This window comes from Bacillus sp. AFS017336 (assembly GCF_002555445.1).
Lineage (GTDB): Bacteria > Bacillota > Bacilli > Bacillales > Bacillaceae_G > Gottfriedia.
Genome location: NZ_NUCO01000024.1, coordinates 88995 through 113034 on the forward strand (window position 1 = coordinate 88995; position 24040 = coordinate 113034).

17 protein-coding genes are annotated in these 24040 nt (G+C 35.0%); 3 read left to right on the top strand and 14 right to left on the bottom strand.

The annotated features are described in order from the left end of the window. Positions 1–332: 332 nt before the first annotated feature. From CN601_RS14705 to maa, 3 genes are all read right to left on the bottom strand, one after another. Complete coding sequence (locus tag CN601_RS14705) at positions 333–7277, bottom strand: Ig-like domain-containing protein (RefSeq protein WP_098171449.1); 6945 nt, start codon at positions 7275–7277, stop codon at positions 333–335. 397 nt (positions 7278–7674) lie between these two features. Continuing rightward, complete coding sequence (locus tag CN601_RS14710; protein WP_179865562.1) at positions 7675–8436, bottom strand: metallophosphoesterase; 762 nt, start codon at positions 8434–8436, stop codon at positions 7675–7677. Positions 8437–8514: 78 nt separating this feature from the next. Further along, positions 8515–9078 (bottom strand): maltose O-acetyltransferase, encoded by a 564-nt coding sequence (maa, locus tag CN601_RS14715; RefSeq protein WP_373604978.1) that lies wholly within the window; start codon positions 9076–9078, stop codon positions 8515–8517. 199 nt (positions 9079–9277) lie between these two features. On the opposite strand from maa, the gene CN601_RS14720 reads away from it, so the two are divergent. Beyond that, positions 9278–9901, top strand: coding sequence for a LysE family translocator (locus CN601_RS14720; protein WP_098117148.1), 624 nt, complete (start codon positions 9278–9280; stop codon positions 9899–9901). A gap of 405 nt (positions 9902–10306) precedes the next feature. Here the strand turns inward: CN601_RS14720 and CN601_RS14725 are convergent, their stop codons facing one another. From CN601_RS14725 to CN601_RS14750, 6 genes are all read right to left on the bottom strand, one after another. Next, positions 10307–11314, bottom strand: a complete 1008-nt coding sequence (locus CN601_RS14725; protein ID WP_098171452.1) for a PTS sugar transporter subunit IIC — start codon at positions 11312–11314, stop codon at positions 10307–10309. Positions 11315–11561: 247 nt separating this feature from the next. Further along, positions 11562–12953, bottom strand: coding sequence for an argininosuccinate lyase (argH, locus tag CN601_RS14730; RefSeq protein ID WP_098171453.1), 1392 nt, complete (start codon positions 12951–12953; stop codon positions 11562–11564). Between the two features lie 26 nt (positions 12954–12979). Next, positions 12980–14194 (bottom strand): argininosuccinate synthase, encoded by a 1215-nt coding sequence (locus tag CN601_RS14735; RefSeq protein WP_098171454.1) that lies wholly within the window; start codon positions 14192–14194, stop codon positions 12980–12982. A 49-nt stretch (positions 14195–14243) separates the two neighbouring features. After that, positions 14244–15230 (bottom strand): ornithine carbamoyltransferase, encoded by a 987-nt coding sequence (argF, locus tag CN601_RS14740; RefSeq protein WP_098117337.1) that lies wholly within the window; start codon positions 15228–15230, stop codon positions 14244–14246. Positions 15231–15534: 304 nt separating this feature from the next. Then, positions 15535–15972: a Dps family protein gene (locus CN601_RS14745; RefSeq protein WP_098117144.1), complete on the bottom strand. Its 438-nt coding sequence runs from the start codon at positions 15970–15972 to the stop codon at positions 15535–15537. Between the two features lie 78 nt (positions 15973–16050). Then, a complete protein-coding gene (locus CN601_RS14750) occupies positions 16051–16824 on the bottom strand; it encodes a nucleotidyltransferase domain-containing protein (protein WP_098171455.1) in 774 nt (257 codons plus the stop codon). Positions 16825–16884: 60 nt separating this feature from the next. On the opposite strand from CN601_RS14750, the gene CN601_RS14755 reads away from it, so the two are divergent. After that, the gene (locus CN601_RS14755; RefSeq protein ID WP_098171456.1) at positions 16885–17169 is read left to right on the top strand and encodes a YciI family protein; all 285 of its coding nucleotides are present in this window, start codon (positions 16885–16887) and stop codon (positions 17167–17169) included. A 50-nt stretch (positions 17170–17219) separates the two neighbouring features. On the opposite strand, the gene CN601_RS14760 is transcribed toward CN601_RS14755, so the two are convergent. From CN601_RS14760 to CN601_RS14770, 3 genes are all read right to left on the bottom strand, one after another. Further along, positions 17220–18170 carry an aminoglycoside phosphotransferase family protein gene (locus tag CN601_RS14760; protein WP_098171457.1) on the bottom strand — a complete coding sequence of 317 codons (951 nt, stop codon included), beginning with the start codon at positions 18168–18170 and terminating at the stop codon, positions 17220–17222. A 105-nt stretch (positions 18171–18275) separates the two neighbouring features. Further along, a complete protein-coding gene (locus CN601_RS14765; RefSeq protein ID WP_257131716.1) occupies positions 18276–19538 on the bottom strand; it encodes an MFS transporter in 1263 nt (420 codons plus the stop codon). 153 nt (positions 19539–19691) lie between these two features. Further along, complete coding sequence (locus CN601_RS14770; RefSeq protein WP_098171459.1) at positions 19692–20237, bottom strand: GNAT family N-acetyltransferase; 546 nt, start codon at positions 20235–20237, stop codon at positions 19692–19694. A 446-nt stretch (positions 20238–20683) separates the two neighbouring features. On the opposite strand from CN601_RS14770, the gene CN601_RS14775 reads away from it, so the two are divergent. Next, entirely contained in the window at positions 20684–21298 is a 615-nt protein-coding gene (locus CN601_RS14775) for a DedA family protein (protein WP_098171460.1), read from the top strand. 56 nt (positions 21299–21354) lie between these two features. Here CN601_RS14775 and CN601_RS14780 read toward each other — a convergent pair whose 3' ends face one another. After that, complete coding sequence (locus tag CN601_RS14780) at positions 21355–23481, bottom strand: heavy metal translocating P-type ATPase (protein WP_306659826.1); 2127 nt, start codon at positions 23479–23481, stop codon at positions 21355–21357. Between the two features lie 32 nt (positions 23482–23513). Beyond that, positions 23514–23837, bottom strand: coding sequence for an ArsR/SmtB family transcription factor (locus CN601_RS14785; RefSeq protein ID WP_373604983.1), 324 nt, complete (start codon positions 23835–23837; stop codon positions 23514–23516). Between the last annotated feature and the right edge of the window lie 203 nt (positions 23838–24040).

Consider the following 24040-nt stretch of genomic DNA (forward strand, 5'->3'; position numbering starts at 1 on the left):
TCCATTTTAATTCTATTTGTAAAAATCAAATGTTTCCGTTGCAAACTCACATTTCATGCAGCATCTTTTTTTGTAACAGAGATAGCAGTCCTGTGAAAGTCCCTCCGCTTTATGAGGTATTTCTAAAATAAAGTACACACTTCAATATTGAATTCAAGGTATTCCCTACCATCAATACACATTTAATATAAAAAATAGTGAAGACTACCTCTATTTTGTCGAGGTAGTCTTTACTATTTTTAGTATGTTGGTTTAATTCTATCCCAAAATAAAGTAAGAATAACTTTATTTTAAAAGGGGGGTTATTCAAAATCCCCCTTTTTGAGATTGTCTCACTTTACAGTAACTTGACGTGATACTGTCCCGCTCTTATTACCAGCTTTATCAACTGCATAAATCGTAATTGTTACTTTACCAGCTTTTTGTTTTGGTAGTTTCGCAGCAAATGTACCATTGCTTGATGCATTTACATTCGCTACAACCTTCGTGCCGATTGAAATAACAATTTTCGCATTTGCTTCTGCTTTACCGTTTACTTGAATACCTGTTTTCGAACTTACAGATACACTTGTAATCTCTGGTTTATTTGGTGCTGTGCGGTCTAATACTGTTGTTTTCGATGCAATACTTTCATTTCCAGCTGCATCTTTAGCTGTTACATAAAGAACTGTTCCTGCTTTTTGCTTACTTAGTGAAATTTTATATGTTCCATTTGAAGCTACTTTTCCTGTTCCAATTACTTTCGTACCATTCTTGATTGTAATTGTATCGTTTGCTTCTGCTTTACCAGTTAAAACTACATCGTTGTCATCAATAGCATTAATAACTGGTGCTGTAGGTGCTGTTCTGTCTAATACTGTTGTATTAGAAGCCCCACTTACGTTTCCAGATCCGTCAGTAGCTGTTACAGTTAAAGCTGTTCCTGCTTTTAGCTTACCTACTTGGATTTGGTAAGAGCCGTTTGAATCTGCTTTTCCTGAACCGATTACATTGTTACCAACTTTTACAGTGATTGTTGCATTTGCTTCTGCTTTACCAGTTAATGTCGCATCTTTATCACTAATTGCATTTACCACTGGTACTGTAGGTGCTGTTTTGTCCAGTACTACAACATCGAAAACATTACTTTCATTTCCTGCTTGATCTTTTGCAGTTACTGAAAGGATTGTTCCTACTGCTTGTTTTCCTACTTGAACTACAAAATAGCCGTTTGAATATGCTCTACCTGTTCCAATTACTTTATCTCCATTTTTTACGATAACTGTAGCGCCTGCTTCTGTACTACCTGTTATTTCCGTATCATTATCACTGAATGAATGAATAACAAGTGTAGCAGGAGCTGTTTTGTCTAATACTGTTGTATTAGCATCTTCACTCACATTTCCATCTGAATCTTTAGCAGTTACTGTTAGAGTTGTGCCTGCTGTTTGTTTACCTACTTGAATTTCAAATAATCCGTTTGAATCTGCTTTTCCAGATCCAATTTCGCTATTACCATTTTTTACTGTAATAGTTGCATTTGCCTCTGTTTTTCCAGCTAGTACTGTTTCATTATCACCAATAGGATTAATGATAATAGAATTTGGTGCTGTTTTGTCTAATACTGTTGTAGTAGAAGCTGCACTTTCATTTCCTGCTGAATCTTTAGCAGTTACTGTTAATGATGTGCCTGCTGTTTGTTTACCGATTTGAATTTCATACACTCCGTTTGAATCTGCTTTTCCAGTTCCAATTTCTGTATTACCATTTTTTACTGAAACTGTTGCATTTGCTTCTGCTTTACCTGTGATTACTGACTCGTTATCAGCAATTGGGTTAATTGTTGGTGCATTTGGAGCCGTTTTATCTAGAACCTTAACAGTTGTTGCTGCGCTCACGTTTCCTGCTGCGTCAGACACAGTTACTGCTAATTCAGTGCCTCCAGCAAGTGGGGTAATTCCAATATAGAACTTGCCTGCTTTGTTTGCGTCTTCAGTACCAATGACTTTTCCATCTGCTTTCACAGTAACCGTACCATAGCCTTCTACTGTTCCAGAAATTTGCGTATCATGGTCGGTAACAGCATTCACAACCGGTGCAGTAGGCGCTGTCGTGTCAGTAACAGAAACTGTTACATCCTTGCTAGCATTTCCTGCCTCGTCCGTTGAACTTACATAAAGTGTTGTACCTGCTTTTTGCGGTGCGATCGTAACTGAGTAGTTTCCATTTGTATCCGCTTTTGCACTTCCAAGTACACCATCATTGTTTCGTACAACTACAGTTGAACCTGCTTCAGCTTTACCTGTAACTGTCTTACTGCTATCGCCTACATTGTCAACAACCGGTGCATCTGGTGCCACGTTGTCACTCACTGTAATTGAAGTTACTGAGCTAACTTTATTGTCATCATTCGTTGCTGTAATACTTAATACTGTTCCTACTGATTGCTTAGCGATGCTTAAGCTGAAATCGCCAGCTGCATTTGCTTTACCACTTGCTAAAACAGTGTCTCCCGCTTTCACTGTAACTGTAACATTAGGGTCTGCTTTTCCAGAAATTGTTGTATCCCCATTACCTAAGCCTTTCACAAATGGTGCGTTTGGAGTTGGTACCGTATTTGTTGTGATCGTTACTGCGTTCGATACACTTGCATTTAAACCGCCTGTGATCGCTACACGTACTTGGTATGTCGTATTTTCTGCTAAACCTGTAATCGTTGCTTTTCCATCTGTTACATTTAATGGCCCATCAACAGTAGCTGTTTGCCATGAAGAACCGTTATTCACACTCGTTTGGATTTTGATCGCTGTTGCATCCACTGCTGGGTCCCATGTGAACGTTGCTTTGTGTGCACTGCTATCCACATTTTTGAATGTGTTTACACCTGATGCGATACCAAGTACGTTAAAGTAATCAGTAGCGTATTTTCCATCTACCATTTCTTTTGGTGTGATCGTCGCATCGAAATTGGTTTTGTACAGGTTCCCGACAAGATAGTTCATATCTGTGATATCCACCACGCCGTCTTGGTTCAAGTCTTCCGGATTGAAAGCGGGAACTGCTTTTTTCACGCTGTATTTCTTTGCGACGGCTTTTACGTCAAGAACGTCAATCACGCCGTCTCCGTTTATATCTCCTGCTAGACCGTTCGGTTGCTTAGATGTAGCTCCGATATAGCCGCTAAACTGACCTACATTGTCGCCCCATGGAGTCTGCGCCGTCATTGTGATGGTCTGAACGCTCTTTAAGTGCCCCGGTGCTTCGATAATCACTTTAAATGGGTCGTTTGAAAGCGGAATGCCTAATATATTTACATACCCTTTCGGATCAATTGTTCCTGGGTACTTAGAACCATCCGAAAGTAGTGCATATGCTTTTGCATTTAGTGTGCTATAGTCGATAGTAAAGTTGTTATTAAACGCTTGAAGTCTAACAAACGATTGGATTGAATTATGCGTTGGTAGAACTTGGAAGCTGTTGACCCGACCAAACGCTGCAATGTTGGTCGGCTGCGTTTGACCATATTGCATCATGCTGAAGTCGGTCTTTACATCATCCTCCACCATATTCCCATATATAATCCCTGCCGGCGATTGCGGGTCATCGTTCTTCACTTTTAATGTTACGTTCAGGAATGGCATCTTATCGCCGCTGAATCCTTTAAAGTCTTCTCCGCCGCTTAAATGTGCGCCTACATTAATCATGGTTTTGCTTGCATAAAGAGGGTCAGGCGTTTTAACCGGCGTATCCACATTGACCTTCACGCCATGATCATTTGCCCATTTTTGGAATTCTGGCGCTACCGTCACCCCTTGCAAATCGTACACATCGTTGAAGTACGATGCATTATATGCCCCTGACATCATTTGCTGTACATTGTGAAGATTCAAAGTCATTGTGACCGTATCATTCAGGGTCACTTTTTGTTTGTCATACGTCGGCACCATATACGGCGTGCCTTGTTTAACAAATACATACTGATGGAAATCATTAACAATTTCCGCATTTCCTGCTACATCATTAGGGAAGAGAGTGACGATTGCTGGGCCATTTTCAATGTCCGATTTTTCAATCCCGAATTTTGTTTCACCATTTGAATCGGTCGGGAATACTCCTTCTGGATCGTCAATGCGATTATAGTAATAGAACAACGAGTTATTCGATTGGGTGATGCCTAAGGGAGCCAACTGTGCGGTTCCTTCATCATATAGGTTGGCATGAACCCAGAAAGCATGATAAGTATTGCCCTCCTGTTTTTCATCCGTATAATCTGAATCATTTAGCTCGTAAATGCCTGGAGCATGGTCTTTATAGGTCAATTTCGGCAATTGGTTGTCCACTACAAATGGCATCGACTTCTCATACGTTTTAGCATACATATTTGTCGTATCAGTGGCACGGAATTTAATCGTGTACTGCCCTTCTGGTAAGGCTGCTTTGGTGAACTGGTTTGTCAATTCTTTCGACGGATCGCCGATAAATGGATAGTAAATACCTGCGTCAAAAGGAAGCGATAAAAACGCATCCGTTGGCGCTGTACTTGCACTAATCGGCGATGGTGCCGTAGCTCCAAGTGCGTTGCCGTTTTTGTCATATATTACTGCCCACACGTATTTCATCGGGCTGTTTAATATGAAGCCGATATTCCTTGCACTACCAAGGTTAAAAAATGAAGGGATGACTGGCTTTCTAGTCGTGGCAGCATTGTCGTCCATCATCAAGTTGCTGAATCCTTTTTCCACCGTACGAACAGCAAGTGGCATACGATACGTTTCAGTTGGATCATTATGATTCACAATATTCAAATACCCTTCGTATCGACCATACTCCGCACTATCAGGCATGTTTACAGTTGCTGTAAAGTCCGTTGTTTCACCTGCTTTTACTGTAAGTGATGGAGTGCTTGTTGTCACAGTAATACCGTTTTTATTTGCATCACTTACTGATGCATTTGGTTTAATGAAAGTTGCAGATATATCATATGTTTTGTCAGTGTTTCCACGATTTTTTACTTTCACTGTTCGATTACTTGTATTGACCGCACCATCTTTTTTATAAACTGCACCAAAGGTTAATGAGCCTTTTTCGTAATTCAAAGTTACACTATTACCGCTACTATCAAGGTTTGCAGTTGTGTCTTGCGCTTTAAAGCTCACGTCACCTTTTACTGCTTTAACTACATTGACTAAACCCGCACCTTGTTCGTATACAGAATAATTACCGTCTAGATTTCCAGCAGTATTCGTTAACGCTGCTTTTACGTCAGCTGGTGTGTAATCTGGATGAGCTTGTAAAATTAGTGCCGCAATACCTGTCACATGTGGAGATGCCATCGATGTACCTGAAATACGAGCATATGCGTTACTATAATCTACTTTATCTGGGCTATGGACGAAATATGGATATGTTGAATAAACCGATACACCTGGTGCAACAACATCTGGTTTAATATCATATGTCGAAGCGACTGGACCTCTAGAACTGAAGCTCGCTAAGTGATTGCCCTCTGTATTCGTTGAACTAATATTTGAAAAAGTGATCGTATTTGTGCCTGATACAGTTCGTAAACGTTCACCATCAGCTTTTGTCATACGGAATGTTGGGATAAACCCATCATCACTTGCTAAATAATTATCGATATCCCCATCAATATTGTTACTCATAATAGCTGCTACCGCGCCTGCTTTCGCTGCATTCGTAATTTTTTCGGCTAATGCGTTTGTACCACGTGCTATTAGTGCAACTTTTCCAGATAAGTCGATTGGATTACCATTTGCATCTTTAAAATCAGCTGCTTGCGCTAAACCAACATCCACGATTTGGTACGTTTTATTCTCAAGATCTGTTATACGATCGCCATATCCTTTTCCTAGTAACTTGAAATTAGTAAATGTTTCATTACCTACTTTTGCTGATGCAGTCGGAATACTTACTGGGAAGTCACTTGCTCCAACCGTAATCGCAAGCGCTGAAGCACCCGGAGTACCAAGTGTTCCTTCACCTGGACCAGAGTTCCCTGCTGAAATTACACATGTAACACCTGCAAGAGTTGCATTATTGATTGCCACTGCTTCAGCTGATAATGGATCATTTACAGGTGCTCCAAGAGATAAGTTAATTACTTTCATACCATCTTGAACGGCTTTGTCAATTCCACCAATAATTCCATCATCGTAACCTGTACCGTATGGACCAAGCACACGATAGTTATACAAGTTTACGCCTGGCGCAACCCCTTGAGCTGGGAAATCTACATTATTTTTCGATTGAGCAGCAATCGTACCTGAAACGTGTGTACCGTGGAATGTGTAGTATGGCTCTCCACCATCACCTTCTGGTTTGCCAGCTTTTACCCAATCATCAACTGTTGTTTCCATTGGATCAGCATCGTTGTCAACGAAATCCCAACCTTTAACCGTTGATGGGTCGATTTTGCTTGCATCTTCACCGGCTTTTGCACGGTAACCTTTGTATACATCGGTTAAATCTGGGTGATTATAATCTATCCCTGTATCAATAACCCCAACATTTATTCCTTTTCCAGTCGTGCCATCTTTATGCAAGTCATCAATTCCAGGTAATGGAATATAATTTTCTGGTAGATCGCTAACACTTTGTTCACTTTTTGCCGAAGCCTTTAGCTCACTTGGGTCAAGCTTAACAATATTATCGTTTAGCACACGAGCTACTACATCAGAATCTAATAACTTCTCAACTAAATTACCTGGTAGGGTCATTGCTACTCCATTTAATGCATGTGTATATTCACGCGTAATTTGAGCCGTTGCGTCGCCATCATTGCCAGATGTTTCAGTAGATGCTTCATTTTGTGTAATAGTTAATGCAGACACTGCATTAGCTTTACTTTCATTATTATTTTTGTTTAACCCATTCACAAATGACTTGAATGATGCATGTGAAGCACTAACTGCGCTATTTTCTGCGCTTAATGTAGTTGTTTCACCTTCTACTGCTTTTTGTAGAACACTTATTTTTGCTGGTGCTTGTTTAAATTCGACAATGACACGCACTGGATTACTTGTCGTCGTGTCAATTTTTGGTGAAATCTTTACTTCACTATTTGTTGATATTTTCTTTAACGCGTCGATTTGATCAGCCGTTAAGTTAGGCGTAGTTGTTTTTTGTGCAACAGAGCCCATTACCGTTTTTTGTGTGGTCGTTTGATTTGTCGCGATGTTAGGTGCAGCAGCGAAAACATTAAACGGAATCAGCGATGTAACAACAAGTGCACTGATTGACGTTTTCGCTAAATTTGTTTTGAATTTCCTTTTACTCAAATTGTTCTCCCCCAATTTTTATAATTTTTTGACAATTTTCTTTCTTTTTTTCATTTTAGCGCTAGCAATCGACATCGTAAATTGGGGGAATTTAAACAATTCAACTCTAAAAATAATCAATTTAGCATCCGAATTTTCACTAAAGATTAACTAATACTACTTATAGAGCTTTATTTTTAGATAATAATCATTAGGGGGAATTTTCTACTTTTTAATCCAAAAAAATAAATCCTTGCATTTTCGATCAAGCTTCATTATAATTTTTTAATCAAACTAAATTTAACTACTAATTTTTTCTTAATAAAACACTAATAAAAACAGTCAAAATTAAAAAAAATTAAGAAAAAAATCTACAAAAAAAAAGAGACTAAGTGTCTCCTTTTTTACTAAAACAATTCTAGTTACTCTTAATCTCAATATAATGTGTTTCAGGACGTGCACCTAATCTAAGTGGTAGTTTCGTCGTTCCATATCCATTACTTATTATTTGAGTCATTCCATTATATTTACGTGTTTTACCTTTCTCGTAGGGACCATATCCAAAAATTCTAATTTGCCCACCATGTGTATGACCACTTAAAACAAGTGATACTCCATGTTCTTCAGTTAGTGACTTCAAAATTCTCGGATTATGACTCACTAAAAGCTTAAATGTATCTTGCTCAACACCTTGAAAGGCAAGATCAATGTCAACATGCCCTGTCTTCAAATCATCTACTCCAATTATTGCCCACTCATTTTGTTGATGACTTATCATATCAGCTGCATTTTTTAATACGACTACATTCCATTTATTAAAAATTTTCTCTATGTCCTTTTTTTCTATTTCAATATCATTATTTCCCCAAACAAAATAAACCTTACCAAGACTACTTAGCCTCTGAATATTTTGTTCAAGACGTTTAAGTGGCACACCTTTTTCAACTAAATCTCCGCCAATAATGACAAGATCAACTTGATTTGTCATTTGCTCTATAATAGAAGAATGAACTTTCCTTCTATGAATATCAGAAATAAAAAATAGTCTAATTGGCTTTTCAAGAGGAGTATTTGAAAAAGAAAATTCATGTTTTCTTACTATATTTAAGTGAGCTTCTATAAACATATAAACTAACAAAAGAAAACCTAGTATTATACAAATGATAAATAGATTTAACATATAGCCCTCCATTTCCAGCATCGGAAAATTTTCATCGCGCTGTGTGCTTTTCTAAAAAGGACTTTTTCGCAATTACTCTTACTTAATTTCCTTTATAATTCTCGCTGGATTTCCTCCAACGACTACATTGTCTGGAACATCTTTTGTTACAACGGCCCCAGATGCAACAACTACATTTTGACCAATTTTTACTCCTGGATTAATAATGGCTCTTCCGCCAATCCAAACATTATCACCAATCGTAACTGGTTTACCAAATTCTGCTCCACTAGCTCTTTCAACTGGATCAAGTGGATGTGTCGCAGTATAAATGTGGACACCAGGTGCCATAAAGCAATTTACTCCAATATGAACAGGGCATACATCCAAAATGACACAATCAAAGTTTGCGTAAAAATTTTCACCGACGTGAATATTGTATCCGTAATCACAACGAAATGTCGGTTCAATATATATACTATCACCAGTCGAACCAAATAATTGCTTTATTAAATTTTCTCGTTTACTACTTTCTGTTTCAAGCGTCAAATTATACTCACGAGTTAAACGCCTTGCATTAACTCTCTCCTCAATCAATTGTGGATCCCACGCTAAATACATTTCACCATTTATCATCTTTTCCTTCTCATTCATAAAACTCATCCTCTCTACTAGTGCAAGACGAAGTTGAAAATGAGATACAGTTTTAGGAGATTTTTCAACCTCACAACCTTTTATTACCTCTAATTTCTACTATCAAATCCGGCTCTTTTAAGCTTTTAAATTCTTTCAGGTTCTTCCTGCTCCTAATATGTTAAAGTAAGAATATTAAAATCGAACATATTTTATTGGAGGTATTTATTTGGATTTAACGATTTACTTATCATTTATTGGAGTATCTTTATTATTAATTATAGCACCTGGACCAGATAATATTTTTGTTATGGCTCAAAGCATTTCTTACGGAAAAAAAGAAGGAATCGCAACGGCATGTGGTCTTTGTTCAGGAGTGACAATTCACACTCTTGCTGCTTCGATTGGATTATCTGCCATCTTATATAAATCAGATGTCGCTTTTTCCATTTTAAAATACTTAGGAGCTTTTTATTTACTTTATTTAGCTTATCAAGCCTTCCGTTCAAGTAGTGAAGTCGGTTCCTTTACAAAACCAAAAAAACAAACTTTACCAGCTTTATACCGTCGTGGTTTTTTGATGAATGTACTGAATCCTAAGGTTTCATTATTCTTTTTAGCATTTTTACCTCAATTTATAAACAAGAGCGGTATGGCAGTTCCTCTACAAATGATTATTTTAGGTTTAACTTTTATGGTATTAACACTAATTGTATTTTCTATTATAGCGATTTTTGCAGGTAGCTTAGGTGAAAAATTGTTACAAAATGAGAAATCTTCTAAAGCTATCAATCTAGCACAAGGAATTATTTTTACGGCAATCGGATTAAAACTATTTTTTATGGACCGATGAAAACGCATTTTAAATTGAACAGAAAAATGAGTACTTTAATTAGTACTCATTTTTCTATTTGTTGGGAAGTAAAATTTATCTATTTACTCTGATCTTATTGGTTTTTTATATAATTTTGTTCTGTTTTAGTTAATTCACATTCTATTTTATTATTATTTCTTTTAATTTAGTAGGTTTCCCCCAAATATTCATAATTCATGATCCTTTATTTGCAGAATACCCGATTTTAATTGCAGTTTTCACTTTTTTATTTGCAGATGTGCAATATTTATTTGCAGTTTTAGCTATTTTATTTGCAGTTGCACTGATTTATTTGCAGTTTTGGCTTTTTTATTTGCACTTTCACTAATTTTATTTGCACTTTTCATCATTTTATTTGCACTTCATCATGATCTTATCGAAAATCTATAAGATTTTCAGTTCTCCAGCTTTTATCATACCTGCTTGTTTTAAAAACATATACACGATATACGAAACAATCCCTGGAACTAATATGTACGTTACCACCATAGGTATAATAGCTGCACTTCCATATGTAGCTAATAAATTCATTGGAGCAACTAGTGCACATAATCCTAATCCAGCAATTTCTTTTGGTGCTTCTATATGAAATAAGAAGGCAGATATTGGTCCAGCCACAGCACTTGCAACAATAGTTGGAATAAGAATCTTTAAATTTCTAGTTACATTTGGTAGCTGTAACTTAGGCGTGATGATTAATAATCCAAGAATACTTCCTGGATCATTCTCTCGAGCAGAGATAATAGCTAAACCTACAAATTGTGCTGCACATCCCGCTAATGCAGCTCCTCCAGCTATCCCATCTAGATTCAATGCAATCGCTAGTGCAGCAGAAGAAGCAGGTGAAACAATTAATATCCCCCATACTACAGCTAATACAATAGAAGCAATAATTGGTGAACCTTCAGTTGAGCCTTTAATAAAATTACCAACTGCTATTAAGATCGGTGAAATCCATTTTGATAAATATAATCCAATTAATCCGGCAATTAAAATTGAAAATAGAGGTACAACCATTAAATCTAGTTTCGTTTTACCTTGAATGGCCTTTCCAATTAAAATAGCAACTAAAGCAGCCAATAATGCTCCGACTGGTTCTCCCATTTTAATGGTCATTGCCGTATCTACCATTAATAATGCTCCAGAACCTATTATCGCAGCGGCCATTGCTGAAAATATAATCAGTGTACCGCACCCTAATAAAACTGCTATTCCTGCTCCAATAGCTGGTGCCATTAATAACTTAGTTGAAAGTCCAATCGTCATTAACGATTCAAAGTGAAAAATTTTCCCAATACTTTCAAGTAAAGAACCGATACCGATCATAACAAATACGGCATGTGCAATACCTTCTGATGCTTTAAAAACACTACTTTTTTCTTGCGTACTCATATTATACCTACCTTTTTTTAGTAACTACTCCTAGTATTTGCTAAATGTATCGAAAATTATTTATTAATAGTAGCATAAAGAAAACTCGCCGATTGGCGAGCCTTTAGGCGAAGACAGAGGGGTAGTTGCACTTATACCTAATTCCTAAAATTGGAAACTACGTCGACTTATCCTCACCGCCTGCCAATTTATACTTTCTTAATGTGCAAAAAAACGTCCAAATGATTGGACGCTTTCAATTAGAAAATTATACCATATTCGTTGTAAAGCTTAAACACTCTTCCGCTTTCAAGATTTGTTTCCAAACTTCATTCGTTGAAGTTCCACCTTCACTTATTCTTGCTTCCATAACTGTTTTTGGATTTAATGTATGATAAATATCCTCTTCAAACACTTCATTTATTTCCTTATATTCTTCTAGACCTAATTCCCCAAGAAATTTACGATTCTCGATTGCATATAAAACTGTTTTGCCAACAATTTCGTGAGCTTGACGGAATGGAATATTTTTTCTAACTAAGTAGTCTGCTAAATCGGTAGCATTAGAATAATCATTCTTAACAGCTTCATACATACGATTTTCGTTTACTTTCATTGTATCGATAATTCCTGAAAGTAATTTCAATGATCCCACAACAGTGTAAACAGTATCGAACATACCTTCTTTATCTTCTTGCATGTCTTTGTTATAAGCTAAAGGTAGTCCCTTTAAAACTGTTAATAATCCGATTAGGCTACCATAGACTCTTCCTGTTTTACCTCGAAGTAATTCTGGAACATCTGGGTTCTTTTTCTGCGGCATAATACTAGAGCCCGTACAAAAGGCATCATCTAATTCAATAAACTGAAATTCTTGACTAGACCAAATGACAAATTCCTCTGACAACCTAGAAATATGTGTCATGAGTAGTGATGCATGTGAAAGGAACTCTACGATAAAATCACGATCGCTTACTGCATCTAAACTATTGTGGTAGATATCACTAAAACCAAGTAATTCAGCAGTACGATAACGGTTAATTGGAAATGTAGTTCCAGCTAATGCGCCTGCACCTAATGGTGAAATATCTACACGTTTTAAACCATCTTTGAAACGGCTCTTGTCACGTTCAAGCATCCAAAAATAAGTTAGGATATGATGTGCAAACGAAATAGGCTGCGCTCTTTGTAAGTGCGTATATCCAGGCATAATTGTATTTACGTGCTTTTTTGCTTGAGAAACAATTTTATTTTGAACGTCTTCAATTAATTGAATAATAGAGGACGTATTATTCTTTAAAAATAGATGCATATCCGTTGCAACTTGATCATTTCGACTGCGACCTGTATGTAGTTTTCCACCTACAGGTCCAATTTCTTCAATTAACAAACTTTCGATATTCATATGAATATCTTCATTTTCAACACTAAATTGAACTTCATTTTTCTCAATTTTTTTTAAAATCTTGTTTAAACCTTCTATTATTAAATCAGCTTCTTTTAGTTCAATAATGCCACATTCACCAAGCATAGTCGCATGCGCTATACTACCAGCTATATCTTCCTTTGCCATTAATTGATCAAATTCAATTGATGCTGTAAATTCTTCTACTAATTGATTTGTATCCTTCGTAAAACGTCCGCCCCAAAGCTTTGACATAGCTACCTCCTATTTACAAAACGATTTTATTTACTTAAAACAGTATTTTTATGTGTTACTTCGCTATATACCTTCGTTGGTAATCCCCACAGTTTAATAAAGCCTACTGCTGCGTTGTGATCAAACATGTCACCTTTTGAATAAGTTGCAAGCTCTTCATTATATAAACTGTTTTCAGATTTTCTACCTACTACTGTATGAGTACCTTTAAATAATTTCACACGAACAACACCAGATACCGTCTCCTGTGTTGTATTAACAAACGCATCTAAAGCTCCCATTAGAGGTGAATACCATAATCCATCGTAAAGCATTTTTGAAAACTGCTGTTCGATATTTACTTTAAAGTTTGTCACTTCACGAGGTAATGTAAGGAACTCTAATTCTTTGTGGGCATTGATTAAAATTAATGCCGCTGGGTTTTCGTATACTTCACGAGATTTAATGCCTACTAATCTATTTTCAATATGGTCGATTCTTCCAACTCCGTGCTTTCCACCTACGCCATTTAACTGTTCAATTAATTGAACTAGATCAATAGATTGACCGTCCAAGGCAACAGGAACACCTTTAATAAATTCAATTTCAAGATATTCAGGTACGTCAGGTGTATTTTCAATAGCATTCGTCCAATCAAATGCTTCTTCAGGAGCTTCATTCCATGGGTTCTCTAATACACCCGCTTCACATGCTCTTCCCCAAATATTTGCATCGATTGAAAATGGATTATCTAAATCAACTGGAATTGGTACACCATTTTCATTTGCATATTGAATTTCTTCATCACGAGTCATCCCCCATTCACGAACAGGAGCTACTACTTTTAGATTAGGATTTAAAGCCATTACTGAAACCTCGAAACGAACTTGGTCATTTCCTTTTCCAGTACAACCATGAGCTACTGCAACTGCCCCTTCTTGTTCAGCTACTTCCACTAATAGCTTTGCAATTAAAGGTCTTGATAAAGCTGAAGATAAAGGATACTTCCCTTCATATAAGGCATTCGCTTTTAGAGCGGGAACAATATATTCATTTGCAAATAAATCTTTAACATTGATCATATATGACTTAATTGCACCTAAATTTAACGCTTTTTGACGAACAGATTCTACATCTTTTCCTTCCCCTAGATCAAGACAAAGTGCGATGACATCATAGTTATATTTCTCCTGTAACCACTTAATACAAACTGAAGTATCTAAACCACCTGAATATGCTAAAACAATTTTTTCATTTCCCATGTTATTACCCCCGATAGTCGAATTTTAAAAATAGAATAGATTGTTAGAATTATAAATTACTCATTAAAGCAACAAGGATTGATTTTTGAGCATGAAGTCGATTTTCCGCTTCATCAAATACAACTGAATGCTTACCGTCAATTATTGAAGCCGTAACTTCTTCTCCTCGATGTGCAGGCAAGCAGTGCATAAATAAATAATCTTCTTTTGCGTTTTCTAATAAGTGATCATTTACTTGATATGGGCTAAAATCTTTTAATCGTATTTCAGTTTCTTTCTCTTGCCCCATACTGGTCCAAACATCCGTTATAACAACATCCGCTCTGCTTACACCATCAATTGGATTATTGACTACTTCAATGACACTTCCAGTCGTTTTTGCAACATGCTTCATTGATTGAAGTACAACTTTATTTGGCTCATACCCTACGGGACAAGCAATCGTTAAATAAACACCAAGCTTAGCTGCCCCTTCAATTAACGAATGACAAATATTATTATTCCCATCTCCAACATAAGCAATCTTTAAACCTTTTAATCTACCTTTATGTTCAAGAATTGTTAAGAAATCAGCCAATATTTGAGCTGGGTGGTGCAGATCTGTTAATCCATTGATAACGGGAATTGACGAGTGCTCAGCAAACTCCGTTAACATTTCATGAGAGTTCGCACGAATCATTACTCCATCTACATATCGAGAAAATACTTTTGATGTATCATGAACAGATTCACCTCTACCCAACTGTAAATCTTTGCTACTCATAAAGATTGCATGACCACCTAATTGCATCATAGCGATTTCAAAAGAAAGTCTCGTTCTAGTTGAATTTTTTTCAAATATCATCCCTAATACTTTGTTTTTTAAATATGGATGCGCCTCTCCCGCTTTTTGCATATTTTTCATCTCTAATGATTTTTCAAGTAAGAATAATAATTCACTTGATGAAAACTCACTAATCGTTAGAAAGTTTTTCCCTTTAAAATCCGACCATTTTACAGAGCTAAAATTCCCTTTTGTAACATTCCCCTTTGGCATTTGTGTATAGTTAGTTTTTTTTACATGATTTTCTTTCAATACTTTACTCATAAATCCATCCCCTTTTTTAGAAGCATCAGATTCTTATATAATGAATGATTATACACAAATATAAATAATTATACAATTCCTTTTTTAGTTTTTTTTGGTAATTTTTTTAGACAAATGTACCACTTTTAGAAAAACCCTTGATATTACTACTATTTCACCAGAAAACAAACTGGAAAAATCATTAAAAATAAAAAAAGGTGAACCAACCAAACTCCATTTACGAATCGGTTAATTCACCTTCACTAATATTTATTCATTTACCAAGAAATGACTTTAACATCCAAAGCATCTTTTCTATTTCAGCAATTTTACCTAGAAATAAATCAGCTGTTTCCTGGTCATTACTTTCTTCTGCTATTGAAATTACATCACGTGATTCTTGTACAATTTTTTCATAGTCCTTAATTAAATCTGATACCATTTCTTCTGCAGAAAAAGTATGATTTCCTTCTTTGATCGTAGCAGTTTCTAAATATTCACGAAGTGTAGCAATTGGTTTTGCACCGATTGTTAAAATTCGTTCTCCTAATTCATCTACCATTACTTTCGCTTCATCATAATATAATTCAAATTTTTCATGTAGCGTAAAGAAATTCTGTCCTTTTACATACCAATGATAATTATGTAATTTTACATATAATACATTCCAGTTTGCGAGTTGCTGATTTAATAAACTTTCTAAGTTCGTCAATTTCGTTCACACTCCATTTGGCTATTCTTTGTTTAAATACATACATAGAAATTTTTCCCAAAAGGTGTGACTTCTATTCTATTCTTTCCACGATTCTTCAATTGTATTTCGAAATAGTTCATTCAGATCATTAATATTTACTTTGCTGGATTCCTTGATTTCCTTTACATACTCTTCAAAAAATTGGATTTTATTTTCAATGAACTCATTTAATACATCTTTTCTTGGCTCCAAATCAAATTCTTCACCTTGTTTTTTTCGGATTAATAACTGGTTTACTTCCTCTAAAAATTCCTTCTCTAAACCTTCAATTTCTAGTAAGTCATCAAACAAAATTGGAGGGATTTCCTTATATTTCTCAAGCCACATACAAGCTAATATCGGTCTTAGTACATAAAAATACTTTTTAATTTTTACTTCTTGACCTTGTAAATAATCACGATAATTCCCCTTGGCCATATGAAGATAATGGTAGACACAAGCCTTTGTAGAAAGAATATCATTACCAATCAATCTTAATTCTTCTGAAATTGTTAAATCATCTGAATAAACAATAGGTGATCGTAACCATTCTAATAATGCAGGATTTGATTTCGCAAAAAGATTAAGTGCCTTCTTTATATCCCATCCACTGAAGTCAAGCAAATCATTAATTGGATATTCTATGACATCACGTTTTTGATCAATACTTAAATACCAATCTTTGCGGTGAACATAAACAAACCTCACATCATAATCACTATCTTTAGATGGAAATCCCCAAGCCCTACTTCCCGACTCAACTGCAAAGAGAATCTTTACATCATGTTCACGTTCTATTTGTTTTAGTTTTTCAGAAATGATTTCCTTCATGATTAACTCCTTCATTACATGCTATAGTATAACTAGTATAAGCGATTGGATGTGTGATGAGTGGAAAAATTTATTTATGTTTTAAAACCAGTTCGATCAACTTTTTTAAACGATTCAACAGAGGAAGAAAGAAGTATCGTATCAGAGCATTTTCATTATCTTCAAAATTTAAATATAGAAAAAACAGTGTCACTAGCAGGCCGAACAGAAAACGCTGAGTTTGGAATTGTCATATTACATGCAGAAAACTTACAACATGCTCAAGGAATAATGCAAAATGATCCAGCAGTTAAAAAGAATGTTATGACCGCTGAATTATACCCTTTTTTAATAGCACTAAATTAATAAAATAAGCATCGAAATTGACTAATCTAGCCATTTTCGATGCTTTTCCTTTAATGATTAAAATTAAAAAATATCTCTTCAAGTTCTTTAAAACTAGCAGCTTTCTTAGCTACTTCAGACTTCTCTTGATAAAAACTAATATTACTAAATCGATGTAGTAATAAATAAATCATTAATTCATTTTGAAATTCTTCATTTAATTCATTTTCGGAATATCCATAGCTTTCTAGGAAGATTTTATTTAGTCCTTCGTATGGATAAAACATAAATGCAATTGGTCCAAGCAAATCATATTTAGCGTTACCTACAAAGCAATCAGCAAAATCAATTAAACCAGTAAATTTCCACATACCATCTACTTTATTCATGAGTAAATTGAATGGCGTATATTCTCCAGTTAATAGTACGGTCTGTTCATTGTCTCGAATTGTTTTACGAACTACATAACTTTGTAATTGGCTAAATAACGCTTCATTCATTGCGTTATTTCTATGATGAATTTCTACTTGCTGTAATTGATTCGATAAAAATCGATTCCAATGTTCATAGTCTTCTTGCCTTGAAGTAATCGTTGCTTCATGAATTTCTCTAATTATTTTTCCTAAATCAAACGCAATTTGCTTTTTCTCTTCTAGCGATAACTCATCAAAAATATCGATTAAAAGTGTACCTTTTAGTTCACTCATTATTAAATAATTCCAACCTTCAAATTGTCCGGTCGTTATTATTTGAGGAAGATCTACAGAAAAAGTTCGGGCATTTAAAAACTCAAGAACTTGCTTCTCCTTTACAAACTCATCATTCACATAGGATGGATATAATTTTATAACGATTCTACCATCTACACTAAAAACAATATTCCCACCGTATGAAAATCGAGTAAGCCTCTTGTAATCTATCTTTTCCAAATCACAAATTTTGCTAATCTTACCTTCCCAAAAACAATTTTTCCCACGCATTATTTTATACTTATCTTTTGTTATTTTATAAAGATAGGTCATATAAACACCTCTTATATCTGTTCTCTATCATATAATTATCAGTTGACGCTAACAAAAATACAAGCTTAAGAAACACAAAACAATTTTTCAAATAAGCTATATTTTTTACGCAGTAAGATCTTGGTTTAAGACCGCTTTTCTTTTAATATTAAGTACAAATAATGTAGCGACTAAACAAAAAATTCCTGCTGCAATAAAGATTGACTGATATGCGTTTAGCCAAGAATAAATTAGCCCACCACCATATGCTGCCGCTCCAGCACCTAATTGATGCGCCGTATAAATCCATCCGTAGATGACGCCTACTTTTTCTTTACCAAAATGATCCGTTGCTAGTTTAATCGTTGGAGGTACTGTAGCAATCCAATCCATTCCATAAAATATAGCAAAAGCACTTAAATAGATTAATGAATTTGTAGAGAGTGCAAATGGAAGAATTAATAATGATAAACCTCTCAAACCGTAGTACCAAAATAATAACCAACGATTATCGAAGCGATCTGAAATATAGCCAGATAAAGTAGTACCAATAATATTAAATATCCCCATAAAAGCTAATATACTAGCAGCAGTAACTTCTTTGTAACCATAATCCATACAAAGGGATATAAAATGCGTACCGATTAAACCACTTGTTGAAAAACCACAAACAAAAAAACTCCCTGCCAATAACCAAAAAACTTTCGATTTAGCACCTAATTTTAAACCATCAAACGCTGCCTTCACTGGATTAATGTTGTTTACTTGTTTCTTATTACTATGTTCTGCCCCTAATGGCAAAACTCCAACATCTGACGGATCACTCTTCATAAAAATCCAAAGTAAAACATAAACAAAAACACCGAAAGAGAAGATTGTTAATACTGCACTTCTCCACGAATAGTTTTCAACGATATATGCCATCAACGGTAAAAATACGAGCTGACCAGCAGCTGAACTAGAAGTTAAAAGTCCTAGTGCCAATCCACGCTTTTTTTCAAACCATGTCGTAGCGACATAAGCATTTAATACAGTTAAAAATGTACCTGCACTAAGTCCAATCATGACTCCCCAAATAATAAATAAATGCCAAATTTGCGTCATAATTGTTGTTAATAATACCGCTACTAATAATGCACCCATTCCTATTAACAACACACTTCTCACATTAAACTTTTGATATAACCCTGCTATAAATGGACCAGAAAATCCAACGAGAGTAATACAAACCGCAAATGCTCCTGAAATTGATGCCCTACTCCATCCGAATTCTTTTTCAAAAGGAATCATCATCACTCCAGACATTGTATTTGTCACCGCTGCAATAAGAACAGATAGGAATGTAACGATTAATATAATCCAAGCATAATGTATTTTTCCGTTCTTCAAACAAACTCCTCCTTCTGTACAAGAACATCGCTTTATTAATAACAATCCCATCAAATCATCAAAATCGAATAGGATCGTTTAAAACATCATTTTCCATATCTTTCGGCACAAATAAGCGCTAGCATGTTTAGCTAACGCGTTTAACTAATTTATTTACTTTTGCCACTCATTTTTCAACATACTATATACTGCTATGTCGTAAAACTTATCTCTAATTTGTTGTGCCTCTCTTTGAACTCCCTCATGCTTAAATCCTAAACGCACCGGAATCGCTCTACTCTTTTCATTTTCTACAGCCGCTCTAATAACGACTCTATTTAAATTGAGCTCTTCGTAACAATATGTAACTAAACCTTCTACAGCTCGGCTCATGATCCCTTGTCCTTGCATCTTTTCACTTAGCCAATAGCCGATTTCAGTAGTTTGATTTGACCAGTCAATATAATGCAACCCTAGCATACCAACTAACTCATCTTTATAAAAGATACCTGTTTCAAACCCATTATTATCAGCAAATTTTTGTAGCCACATCGGTATGATCGATCGTTGATAATCCTCAATCACTGGAATATTTTCAGCCCAAACTAACCACTCTTTTAATGAGTTTTGATTTTCTTTTAGCGCTTCTACTAATTCTTCTGCATATTTTGGTGTTAATAAATTAATTGAAAGGTCACTACTTAATTGTACTTTAAACATTTTTATTCCTCCCGATAAGAGCTACGGTAAGTATTACTCTTGTCTCAAAGTTTCTATATTAATACTTTATTAAAGAGCTAAATCAATTCTGCTTTTTTATGGGTCTACTTTACTTCTCCATAAACTGTTAAAATCCTCTAACAAAAAATTCAATTTCACTAGTTTTTCTGCTGATTTTACACTTTGCATATCTTAGATTGAATAGACTATTAAAATACGCTTTACTCTATATTTGCGTCCATAACACATCCAGATAGCAATAACTATTTTTAATTAATTCAAATTATTCTTACATTATACTAAATGTACATTTAATTTGGTGAACTATTTATTATATTTATGTAACATTTTTCACAATTACTTGCCTAAATTAGTAGTTACATAGTATATTTTTTCACAAGGAATATTAAAACTTTCTAATCAAAAAAACAAATTGAGGTAATTTCATGCAAAATTGGATTATTGAAACGATGGATACTTTCGGTTATTTAGGTATCTTTTTATTGATCGCATTAGAAAATATCTTTCCTCCTATCCCATCAGAAGTTATTTTAACGTTTGGCGGATTTATGGCAACGCAATCTTCACTTTCAAATATAGGAGTCATTTTCTTTTCAACTCTCGGTTCAGTAGTAGGAGCAGTCATCCTTTATTGGATCGGTACATTATTAGATGTAAAAAAGTTAGAAAAAATCGTAGACCGCTGGGGTCATATTTTACGTTTAACTAAGAAGGATCTCTATAAAGCAGACGAGTGGTTTGCCAAATATGGTGTATGGACTGTCTTTTTCTGTCGTTTAATTCCATTAATTCGCAGCCTAATTTCGATACCTGCTGGAATGTCACGAATGAATTTTTGGATCTTTTTGTTATTTACTACTCTCGGTTCATTAATATGGAACACAGTCTTAGTGTTAGTCGGAGCGTCAGTTGGTGCTTCATGGGAGAATATTGTAGAGTATATGGATGTATATTCTAGTATAATTTATGGGATTTTAGGAATTGGACTTGTAATTTTTATTCTCCTGTTTATGAAAAAAAGAAAACGTGCCACAAAATAATCAAAGAAAAACTCGAGACATTTAATCATAAGTCTCGAGTTTTTTATTTTTCCTTATTATCTCTGTCTTAAAACTCTCATCGAATTTAATACAGCTAAAACAGTCACGCCAACATCTGAAATTACCGCTTCCCACATTGTTGCAATTCCAATCACGCCAAGTAATAAGAAAAATCCTTTTACAGCTAAAGCGAAAAAGATGTTTTGCCATACGATTTGTCTTGTTCGTTTGGCAATTTTTATTGCATCTACTATTTTAGAAGGTTCATCTGACATTAATACTACATCCGCTGCTTCAATAGCTGCATCGGATCCAATTCCACCCATTGCAATACCAACGTCTGCTCGCGCTAGAACTGGTGCATCATTAATACCATCACCTACGAACGCAATTTTTTCCTTCTCAGATTTCATTTTCTCGATTAATTCAAGCTTTTCAACTTTTTGGTGTGGAAGAAGCTCTGCATAAATTTCGTCTATCTTTAATTCATCACCGATTTTTCTTGCAACAGAAGTAGAATCACCCGTCAACATCACAGACCTTTTAATACCAACTTGCTTTAGCTCTGAGATAGCTTTTTTCGCATCATCTTTTAGTTGATCTGCGATGACAATTGAACCAATGTAGTGCTTATTTTTTGCTAAATAAACCGTAGTCCCTACTTCTCTTGTTGGTTCATATAAAATTGAATGACTCTCCATTAGTCTTGAATTACCTACTAAAAGTTCGTCTTCATTAAACATAACGCTAATCCCATGTCCGGCAATTTCGGTGTAATTGGATAGCTTTCCTTCTACAATTTCTTTACCGTATTTTTGGCGAATTGATAATGCAATAGGATGATTGGAATAAAACTCTGCATAGGCCGCTAATTCAAGTAGATCGTCTTTTGAATAACTTCGGGCAGGTACAATCGTGCTTACTTGGAATTGTCCTTTCGTCAAAGTTCCAGTCTTATCAAACACAATATATTTTACATCATTTAATGCCTCTAAATAATTACTTCCCTTTACTAAAACGCCTGACCTAGAGGCTGCACCAATTCCTCCAAAAAAACCTAATGGAATTGAAACGACTAAAGCACACGGACATGAAATAACTAGAAAAATTAATGCTCTATAAACCCAATCATATAATGTTTCACCTGGAATAATCACTGGAGGGATTATTGCAATAATAGCTGCTGTAATTACAACGATTGGCGTATAGATTTTTGCAAATTTTGTTATAAAATTTTCTGTTGGTGCCTTTTTATTTGTGGCATTTTGAACAAGCTCTAAAATTTTCGATACAGTTGATTCATTAAATTCCTTTGTTACTTCAATTTCTAATAAACCTTGGACGTTTATAAATCCACTTAATACTTCATCACCTTCAACTATTTCTCGCGGTAAAGATTCACCTGTTAAAGCTGAAGTATCAACACTAGAAGAACCACTTTTTACGATTCCATCTAATGGAACTCTTTCTCCTGGTTTTACTACGATAATATCCCCTAATTGAATTTTCTCTGGAGATACTTTTTCAGTTTGATCACCAGTTTTTAAATTAGCGTAATCAGGACGAATATCCATTAATTTCGAAATCGAGCTACGCGATCGATTGACTGCAATACTTTGGAATAATTCACCTAGCTGATAAAAAAGCATTACTGCGACAGCTTCAGGGTACTCTCCAATAATAAATGCACCAATTGTTGCTACACCCATTAAAAAATTTTCATCAAATACTTGGCCTCTAAATATATTTCGAACTGCTTTTAATACGACATCAGCACCTGCTATTAAATAGGCAGCTATAAAAAGAATCATTTGATAAAGAATCGGTAAGTTTAGTAATTGAGCTAAAATTAATAAAAAAGTACCGACTCCTAATTTAACAATTAATTTTTTTGTTTCGGCATTCATTCCAGATTGTTTCAATTGTCCTACACTTGCATCCATTTTTGAAACAGGATTAATATGCGGTTCTAATAAGCGGATTTTATCCTTAGCACTTTCTAAAACCGTTTCTTTTTGGTCCTCACTCGTTGTAATAGTCATCGTTAATGTTGCAAAATTTACTGAACATGCGTCGACGCCTTCTAGTGTGGATACCCCTTTTTCTATTTTCATTGCACAATTTGCACAATCAAGTCCTTCTAATTTTAACTCACTATTTATTTGCCTTTGCTCCCTACTCAACAAACTCATCTCCTCTCAGGAAAACACATATCTTAATCCTCTAAAATATGTTCTAGTGCTTGATTGAAAATTTGTGTAACATGATCATCTGCCAATGAATAATAAACTACTTTACCTTCTTTACGATTTTTTACTAAATGCGCTTGTTTTAGTACACGTAACTGATGTGAGATAGATGACTGAGTCATTTCTAATAAATGTGCTAAGTCACATACACACATCTCAGATTGACTAAGTGCATGTAATATTCTTGTTCTTGTTTTATCTCCAAGAACTTTAAAAAGCTCTGCAAGCACTGTGAGTGTATCAGTATTTAACATTCTTTCTTTTACTGAAAGAATAATATCCTCATGCATAACCGTTGTTTGACAAACATCTTCACATAAATCGTCTACTTTTTTCTTTTCTTCAATCATAAACTGTCCTCCTATGAATACATGAGCAAACATTCATATGTTTTCTATATGTATATTATATGAGTGATTGTTCATATGTGTCAAAGTATTATTTGTAAAATTTTGAGGAATATTCGAATTCGTTATAGGAATACTTAGTTTAG

What these genes read in the sequence shown, in the direction of transcription:
- argF (WP_098117337.1), bottom strand. Translation starts at nt 15,230, where the DNA reads ATGCCAAAGGGGAATGTTACAAAAGGGAATTTTAGCTCTGTAAAATGG.
- CN601_RS14760 (WP_098171457.1), bottom strand. Translation starts at nt 18,170, where the DNA reads ATGACCTATCTTTATAAAATAACAAAAGATAAGTATAAAATAATGCGT.
- CN601_RS14725 (WP_098171452.1), bottom strand. Translation starts at nt 11,314, where the DNA reads ATGAGTACGCAAGAAAAAAGTAGTGTTTTTAAAGCATCAGAAGGTATT.
- maa (WP_373604978.1), bottom strand. Translation starts at nt 9,078, where the DNA reads ATGAGTTTTATGAATGAGAAGGAAAAGATGATAAATGGTGAAATGTAT.
- CN601_RS14785 (WP_373604983.1), bottom strand. Translation starts at nt 23,837, where the DNA reads ATGCATGAGGATATTATTCTTTCAGTAAAAGAAAGAATGTTAAATACT.
- CN601_RS14750 (WP_098171455.1), bottom strand. Translation starts at nt 16,824, where the DNA reads ATGAAGGAAATCATTTCTGAAAAACTAAAACAAATAGAACGTGAACAT.
- CN601_RS14710 (WP_179865562.1), bottom strand. Translation starts at nt 8,436, where the DNA reads ATGTTAAATCTATTTATCATTTGTATAATACTAGGTTTTCTTTTGTTA.
- CN601_RS14735 (WP_098171454.1), bottom strand. Translation starts at nt 14,194, where the DNA reads ATGGGAAATGAAAAAATTGTTTTAGCATATTCAGGTGGTTTAGATACT.
- CN601_RS14775 (WP_098171460.1), top strand. Translation starts at nt 20,684, where the DNA reads ATGCAAAATTGGATTATTGAAACGATGGATACTTTCGGTTATTTAGGT.
- CN601_RS14770 (WP_098171459.1), bottom strand. Translation starts at nt 20,237, where the DNA reads ATGTTTAAAGTACAATTAAGTAGTGACCTTTCAATTAATTTATTAACA.
- argH (WP_098171453.1), bottom strand. Translation starts at nt 12,953, where the DNA reads ATGTCAAAGCTTTGGGGCGGACGTTTTACGAAGGATACAAATCAATTA.